The 8,187-nt window shown below is 59.8% G+C and carries 6 protein-coding genes; all 6 read left to right on the top strand.

Annotated elements, in window-relative coordinates:
- Positions 1–2,802 (top strand): cyanophycin synthetase, encoded by a 2,802-nt coding sequence (gene cphA / locus ACR0EK_RS18890; RefSeq protein ID WP_480539950.1) that lies wholly within the window; start codon positions 1–3, stop codon positions 2,800–2,802.
- A 14-nt stretch (positions 2,803–2,816) separates the two neighbouring features.
- Complete coding sequence (locus ACR0EK_RS18895; protein WP_480968034.1) at positions 2,817–4,562, top strand: Mur ligase family protein; 1,746 nt, start codon at positions 2,817–2,819, stop codon at positions 4,560–4,562.
- Positions 4,563–4,704: 142 nt separating this feature from the next.
- Complete coding sequence (gene rfbC, locus ACR0EK_RS18900) at positions 4,705–5,262, top strand: dTDP-4-dehydrorhamnose 3,5-epimerase (RefSeq protein WP_480488984.1); 558 nt, start codon at positions 4,705–4,707, stop codon at positions 5,260–5,262.
- Positions 5,263–5,265: 3 nt separating this feature from the next.
- Positions 5,266–6,309, top strand: a complete 1,044-nt coding sequence (gene rfbB / locus ACR0EK_RS18905) for a dTDP-glucose 4,6-dehydratase (RefSeq protein WP_480901010.1) — start codon at positions 5,266–5,268, stop codon at positions 6,307–6,309.
- Positions 6,306–7,172: a dTDP-4-dehydrorhamnose reductase gene (rfbD, locus tag ACR0EK_RS18910; protein ID WP_480871488.1), complete on the top strand. Its 867-nt coding sequence runs from the start codon at positions 6,306–6,308 to the stop codon at positions 7,170–7,172. Before rfbB ends, rfbD begins: the two co-directional genes overlap by 4 nt.
- Entirely contained in the window at positions 7,169–8,059 is an 891-nt protein-coding gene (gene rfbA / locus ACR0EK_RS18915) for a glucose-1-phosphate thymidylyltransferase RfbA (RefSeq protein ID WP_480484785.1), read from the top strand. Before rfbD ends, rfbA begins: the two co-directional genes overlap by 4 nt.
- Positions 8,060–8,187 lie beyond the last annotated feature (128 nt).

Consider the following 8,187-nt stretch of genomic DNA (forward strand, 5'->3'; position numbering starts at 1 on the left):
ATGAAAATAATCTCGACCAATGTCTTTGTCGGCCCAAATGTCTGGGCAAGTTTTCCGGTCATTCGCCACGTCATCGATCTGGGTGTTCTGGAAGAGTGGCCCTCGGCAAAAATTGGTTCCGAGTTTATTGACGCCTTGATCAAGGCGCTTCCCGGTCTGGCGGAACATGGCTGCTCCTATCGCGAACCCGGCGGCTTTATCCGCCGCCTGCGCGAGGATGAAGGCACCTGGTTGGGGCATGTGCTGGAACATTGCGCCATCGAAGTGCAGAACGTGGCCGGGTCCGACGTGACCTTTGGCCGTACGCGCGGCACAGGTGAGCCGGGCCAGTACAATATGGTCTATGAATACCGCCAGCGTGACGTCGGTCTGGATGCGGGCAATTTGGCGATGCGGTTGCTGATGCACCTGCTGCCGCAATCCCTGAAAGATCAGGTGGATTACGAATTCGACCCGGACTTCAACTGGGATGAAGAACTGCGCAGCTTTGTGCTGAGGGCGCAACGCAAGGAATTTGGCCCGTCGACCGGATCGCTGGTCAAGGCGGCGCAGGAACGCGACATCCCGTGGATCAGGCTGAATTCCGGCTCGCTTGTGCAATTCGGACACGGCAAGTTTCAGAAACGCATTCAGGCGACAATTACGTCCGAGACCAAGCATATCTCGGTCGAGATTTCCTGCGACAAGGAAGACACCCATAATCTGCTGAACGATCTTGGCCTGCCGGTACCGCAGCAACGCATGGTCTATTCGGCCCGCGAGGCCGTGCGTGCGGCAGCGCGGATCGGGTTTCCGGTGGTGGTCAAACCGTTGGACGCCAACCATGGGCGCGGCGTGTCGATCAATCTGAATTCCGATGCCGAGGTCGAGGCGGGCTTTGCCGAGGCCAAGGAGCATTCACGCAGCCGCGCCATTCTGGTTGAAAGCTTCATCACCGGCTTTGATCACCGGATGCTGGTCGTGAACGACAAACTGGTTGCGGTGGCCAAACGCGTCCCCGGCCATGTAATAGGCGACGGCACCCATACGATTGCCGAATTGGTCGACATCGTGAACCAAGACCCGCGTCGGGGCATCGGGCATGAAAAAGTGCTGACCAGGCTCGAGCTGGACAATCAGGCTAACCGCCTGATGGAGAATGCAGGCGTGACGGAAGACACTGTCTTGCCCGAGGGCGAGGTTTTCTATCTGCGCTCGACCGCGAACCTGTCAACGGGTGGCACCGCCATCGACCTGACCGACGTGGTGCATCCCGACAACCGAGACATGGCCGAACGCGCCATCATGGCCGTCGGGCTGGATGTGGGCGGTGTCGATTTCCTGATCGACGATATTACCAAATCCTACAAGGATATCGGTGGCGCGATTGTCGAAGTAAACGCCGCCCCCGGTTTCCGGATGCATGTGGCCCCGTCCGAAGGTCAGCCGCGCGATGTGGCGGGCAAGGTCATCGACATGCTGTTCCCCCCCAATGAACAGACCCGCATCCCGATTGCGGCCATAACCGGCACCAACGGCAAGACGACCACGTCGCGGATGCTGGGTCATATCATGAAAACCAGCGGCAAGATCGTTGGCATGACCTCGACCGACGGCGTCTATGTGGATGGCAAGCTGAGCGTCAAGGGGGACATGACCGGCCCGAAATCGGCACAGATCGTCCTGCGTGATCCGATGGTCGATTTTGCAGTGATGGAAACCGCGCGGGGCGGGCTGGTTCGCTCGGGTCTGGGCTATCAACGCTCGAACGTGGCGGCCTGTCTGAACGTCTCGGCAGATCATCTGGGTCTGGGCGGGATCAATACGGTCGAGGAGCTGGCCGTCGTCAAACGGGTGGTAGTGGAAAGCGCAACCGATACGGCCGTTCTGAACGCTGACGACATCAATTGTCTGAAGATGGCCGATTATGCCGGGGCGGATCAGATCTTCTATGTCACGACCAACCCCGGTCACAGTCTGGTCAAGGAACATATCAAGACAGGGGGCAAAGCCATCGTGCTGGAAAAAGGCATGAATGGCGACATGCTGACCATCTATGACAAAGGGCTTCACATCCCGGTTCTGTGGTCGCATCTGATCCCCGCCACCCTTGAGGGCAAGGCGATCTTCAACGTGCAAAACGCCATGGTCGCAGCTGCAATGGCCTATAGCTTTGGGGTCGATCTGGACAATATCCGGCATGGACTGCGCACTTTCGACACCAGTTATTTCCAGGCACCTGGGCGGATGAATGTCTATGATGAACATCCCTTCAAGGTGATCCTTGATTACGGCCACAACCCGGCCGCGCTGAAGGCGATGGCCGCTTTGGCCGATCAGTTGGAGGTCAAGGGCCGCAGGCTGTGCGTTGTTGCGATGCCCGGTGATCGGCGCGATGAAGACATTGTTGATGGGGCCGCAGCGCTGGCCGGGCATTTTGACCACTTCATCTGCAAGGCCGATGACCGCCGCCGGGGTCGCGGGCATGACGAGGTGCCGCAAATGATGCGGCAGGCCCTGATCGATTGCGGGACGCCGGATGAGGCAATCTCGATCATCCCGGATGAGGTTGAGGCCGTGACCACAGCGCTGGAGATGGCGGCACCGGGCGATCTGCTGGTGATCTTCGGAGATGACACCACACGCTGCTGGAAACAGATCATCTACTTCAACTCCGATGGAGAAACCTCTGAAACCGAGGCAGCACCCAGGACCAGCCCTGCCGACACCACGTTCGAGGACATGTTCGACAGCGATCAGAACCTGATCCGGGACGAACGCGGTGTAAGACTGGCGCGTGAAATCAGCGAAGACGCGGATTGAGCGGAGGTACCGGAATGGACCGGATCGAAGAGCTTGAAACCGCGCTGACCATCGAAAGCGCGACCGCTGATCATATTCAGGTGGATGACGCGCGGCGACTGACCGGCCCCGGCCTGTTATGGGATCACCCCGGCGCGGTGATGGATGTGTTTTTCACTGTTATCGACCCCGCGCAGGTCATTGAACTTTGGGAAAAACATGCCCGGCGCGTTCTGGATGCGCTTGGCTGGCAGGATCAGGCGCTGACCCACCGTACCTTTACCGGAGGCGTCAATCTGGCAATCTCGGCACCGATGGATCAGCTTTATTCCGCGATCTTTGCGGCTCAGACCGCCTGGCATTTCTGTGCGGCAGAGTTGCTGGAGGCCACACCGGGCGATTTTGATCAGATGATCCGGGATGTCAAAGGCGTCATGGCGAAGGAGGCCAATCCTGCGCTGATCGCCCTGATCGCGGCAGCCAACGCGCATGGTGTGGATATCCTGTGCGACGATGATGAGATTTCCATCGGGCATGGAACCGGCAGCCAAACCTGGCCTGTCGACGCGTTGCCCGCCCCGGATGACGTGGACTGGCCCGCCTTTCACAACATCCCCGTCGCCTTCATCACCGGAACCAATGGCAAGACCACCACGACCCGGTTGCTGGAGGCGATCGCCCGCGCCTCGGGCAAGGTCGCAGGGCTGACCTCGACCGAGTTTGTGCGGGTGGGCGACGATATTCTGGATCGCGGCGACTATTCCGGCCCCGGCGGAGGGCGGATGTTGCTGCGCGACAAGCGGCTTGAAATCGGATGCCTTGAAGTGGCCCGTGGGGGTATCCTGCGCCGCGGCCTGCCGACGCGTGCCGCCATGGCCGCCACTGTCACTAACGTGGCGAACGATCATCTGGGGCAATACGGCGTCAACACGGTGCCCGAGCTGGCTCAGGCGAAATTCGCCGTGCACCGGACACTGACCAAGGGCGGCGTTCTGGCCCTGAATGCCGATGATCCTTTTGTCCGTGCCGAAGCCGAAAACACGGCGGCGAATATCTGGTGGTTTTCACTGGATGCCGGGAATGATCTGATCCGTCGGGCGCGCGACGCGGGAACATGCTGCGCTTATGTCTCGCAGGGCAACATCGTCTTCTTTGACGGCCGGTCCGAGCATACGGTCATTGCCGTGTCCGACGTGCCCCTGACCATGGGCGGGGTCGCGAAATACAACATCCTGAACGCTCTGGCGGCTATGTGCCTTGCGCTGGCTTTGAAACTGCCGCTTGAAGCGGTGCGGCATGGGTTGGCCGGGTTCAAACCGGATGCCAAGGACAATCCGGGTCGCTGCAACGAATTCCAGCACAACGGCGCTCAGGTTTTCGTGGATTTCGCGCATAATCCGCATTCGATTTCTGCCGTGTGCGATGCGCTGTCGGCCTTGCCGGCAAAACGGCGGTTCATCATGCTCAGCCATGCCGGAGACCGCTCGGACCAGGACATTCGCGACGTCACCGCAACCGCCTTGAATTTCCAACCCGACGTGGTCGTTGCTGCTGAACTGGAAGGGTACCTACGGGGTCGCGCTTTGGGAGAGATACCGGACCTGATTGAAAAGTCGGCTCTGGAACAAGGGTATGACAAGACCCAGATCCAAAGGGCCGCATCCCCGTCCGAGGCCGCCGCGATGATCCTGAAACAGGTGGAACCGGGCGATCTAGCACTGCTGCTGGTTCTGTCGGAACGCGACGCCGTGCTTGAGATGCTGGACCAGCAGGTGACGTAGTGGGGTGAGGGAGCAGGAAGGCAGCGAGCCGCCATCTCCGGCTGCGGTCATCTAAGCAGCAAATTGCGCAACACCCTTGCATTGAAACCCTGCCTGACAATACTCGCCCAACACAGGCAACAGGTGGTTGAGGTTAGGTGTTATGGAGATTGAGCAGACGGGGTTGTCGGGTGTGTTGGTTATTCGCCCGCAGCGGCATGGGGATTTGCGCGGGTTTTTTTCCGAAAGCTGGAACAAGGCGCGGCTGGAGGAGGCTGGGGTTGTGTTGCCGGAATTTGTGCAGGACAACCATTCGCTGTCGTCCGCGGTGGGGACATTGCGCGGCCTGCATTTTCAGGCGCCTCCGCATGCACAGGGCAAATTGGTGCGCGCGGGCCGGGGCGCGCTTTATGATGTCGCCGTCGATATCCGCAAGGGATCGCCAACTTATGGGCAATCTTTCGGCATCGAGCTCAGCTTTGAGAACGGGCGGCAGCTTTGGGTGCCGGCGGGATTTGCCCATGGTTTTGTGACGTTAGAGCCCGACACCGAAATCTGCTACAAATGTACCAGCTCTTACAATGCGGATGCCGATGGGGGTGTGCGCTGGGACAGCTGTGGTATTGATTGGCCCTTGCAGGGGAACCCAGTGCTGAGCGACAAGGACAGGATTGCGCCTGCGCTGGCCGATTTTGACAGCCCGTTTGTTTACGAAGGATAGAATATGAAACTGTTGGTGACAGGTGGTGCGGGTTTCATCGGGTCCGCGGTCGTGCGGCGTGCCATTGCGGACGGACATCAGGTCGTGAACCTTGATGCGCTGACCTATGCGGCCTGCCTCGACAATGTTGCCGAGGTTGCAGAGAACCCGAACTATGCCTTTGTTCACGCAGATATCCGCGACCCTGCAGCCCTGAAGGCGGTGTTTGCCCAACATGCGCCTGATGCGGTGATGCACCTGGCGGCGGAATCCCATGTTGACCGGTCCATCGACGGGCCGGGGGCTTTCATCGAAACCAATGTCCTGGGCACATACAACATGCTGGAGGCGGCGCGCAGCTATTGGGCCGGACAAGGAAAACCGGACACTTTCAGGTTCCACCATATCTCGACCGATGAAGTCTTTGGCAGCCTGGGACCCACCGGACAGTTCACCGAGGATACCCCCTATGATCCGCGGTCACCCTATTCCGCGTCGAAAGCCTCCAGCGATCATCTGGTCCGGGCCTGGCACGAGACCTATGGCCTGCCGGTGGTGCTGACCAACTGTTCGAACAATTACGGGCCCTATCATTTCCCTGAAAAGCTGATCCCTGTTGTGATCCTGAACGCAATCGCGGGCAAGGCGCTGCCGATCTATGGCGACGGCTCGAATGTCCGCGACTGGCTGTATGTCGAGGATCACGCCGACGCACTTTTGCTGGTGGTGCAAAAGGGGACTGTCGGCCGGTCCTATAACATCGGTGGCGAGAACGAGCGCAGCAATCTGGAACTGGTGCAGACGCTGTGCGCGATCCTGGACGACCTGCGCCCGAAACCGCAGGGGCTCTATGCGGACCAGATCACCTTTGTCACAGACCGCCCCGGGCATGATGCGCGTTACGCCATCGATCCCTCGCGGATGCGCAACGAAATGAACTGGCGCCCGTCCGTGACGGTAGAGGAGGGTCTGCGCAGAACGGTTGAATGGTACCTGAACAATGAAGAGTGGTGGCGGTCTTTACAGAACCGGTCCGGCGTTGGCGAACGGCTGGGGGTCAGCGCGTGAAACTTCTGGTCTTCGGGGCGACCGGTCAGCTGGGCCGGGAACTGATCCGGTGTGGCGGGGATATCTCGGTTGAAGCGCTTGGGCGCGACAAGGCGGATTTTACCGATCCCGAAGGGTGCGCGGCCCTGGTTCGCAACACCGATGCGGATGCGGTGATCAACGCCGCCGCATATACCGCCGTCGACAAGGCCGAAGCGGAGGAAGACCTTGCCCTGCTGATCAACGGAGCCACGCCCACGGCGCTGGCCAAAGCCGCGGCCGGGCGCGGATTGCCGTTTGTTCAGGTCTCGACAGATTATGTGTTTGACGGGGCGGGCACGGCCCCGTTCTTACCCAACCACGCGACCGGCCCGCTGGGCGCCTATGGGCGCACCAAGCTGGCGGGTGAGGCCGGTGTGATTGCGGCGGGCGGACCCCATGCAATCATACGAACCTCGTGGGTGGTGTCGTCACATGGGCATAACTTCGTCAAAACCATGCTGCGCCTCGGCAAAGAGCGTGACCACCTGACGATCGTCGCAGACCAGATTGGCGGTCCAACCCCGGCATCGGCACTGGCCGGGGCCTGTATCGGCGCGGCCCGCGCCCTTTTGACAAACCCGGATGAAAAGACCGGAATTTACCATTGCAGCGGTGGCCCTGATGTCAGCTGGGCCGATTTTGCGCGCGAGATCTTCGATCAGGCCGGTATTGACTGCAATGTCGAAGACATCCCGTCCAGCGCATACCCGACCCCCGCGAAACGCCCCCTGAACAGCCGCCTGGACTGCACGACACTGACAACGGAACTGGGCGTGCCCCGTCCGGATTGGAAGGCGGGCCTGCACAGCATACTTGAAGACCTTGGAGAGCTCGGCACATGACGACCCGGAACGGCAAGAAACGCAAAGGTATCATTCTGGCAGGCGGGTCAGGCACCCGTCTTTATCCGATCACGATGGGCGTCTCGAAACAGCTTTTGCCCATCTATGACAAGCCGATGATCTATTACCCCCTTTCGGTGCTGATGCTGGCCGGGATCCGCGACATCGCGATGATCACGACGCCGCAGGATCAGGAGCAGTTTCAGCGCCTGTTGGGTGACGGAAGCCAATGGGGCCTGTCCCTGACCTGGATTGTTCAACCTTCTCCTGACGGGTTGGCGCAAGCCTATATTCTGGCAGAAGATTTTCTGGATGGTGCCCCCTCGGCCATGGTGCTGGGCGACAACATCTTCTTTGGGCACGGCCTGCCCGAGATCCTGCAATCGGCAGACGCCAAAGAGACGGGTGGCACTGTCTTCGGCTATCGGGTCGCTGATCCCGAACGCTATGGGGTCGTGGCCTATGACGAGGCTGGCGCCGTCACCCAGATTGTCGAGAAACCCCAAGTGCCGCCATCGAACTACGCCGTGACCGGGCTGTATTTTCTGGACGGCTCTGCCCCTGAACGGGCCCGCGCCGTAAAACCGTCTGCACGCGGCGAGCTTGAGATTGTCACCTTGCTTGAAATGTACCTTGAGGCCGGGTTGCTCAGCGTCAACCGCATGGGGCGCGGTTATGCCTGGCTGGATACCGGAACCCACGCAAGCCTGCTGGACGCCGGAAACTTTGTGCGTACGCTTCAGGACAGGCAAGGCCTGCAAACCGGATCACCTGACGAAATCGCCCATACGCTGGGCTGGATCAGCGACCAGGACCTCGAAGCCCGCGCCCAAAGATTCGGCAAAAACGACTACGGCGAATACCTCAAGAACCTGCTGAACCATTAGCCGTTCAATAGCGGTATTGGCTTGGTTGAGTTTTTTGGTTTTGGTTGTGGGTTTGGTGGTGAGGTCTTATTTAGCGTGTTTGGATGTTGGGATGGGTTGGTCTGCCGCAGGGTAGCATCAGCCCTTTA

This window comes from Ruegeria sp. AE4 (assembly GCF_056542185.1).

Coding starts and splice junctions, on each gene's coding strand:
- ACR0EK_RS18895 (WP_480968034.1), top strand. CDS start 2,817: ATGGACCGGATCGAAGAGCTTGAAACCGCGCTGACCATCGAAAGCGCG.
- rfbC (WP_480488984.1), top strand. CDS start 4,705: ATGGAGATTGAGCAGACGGGGTTGTCGGGTGTGTTGGTTATTCGCCCG.
- rfbB (WP_480901010.1), top strand. CDS start 5,266: ATGAAACTGTTGGTGACAGGTGGTGCGGGTTTCATCGGGTCCGCGGTC.
- rfbA (WP_480484785.1), top strand. CDS start 7,169: ATGACGACCCGGAACGGCAAGAAACGCAAAGGTATCATTCTGGCAGGC.
- cphA (WP_480539950.1), top strand. CDS start 1: ATGAAAATAATCTCGACCAATGTCTTTGTCGGCCCAAATGTCTGGGCA.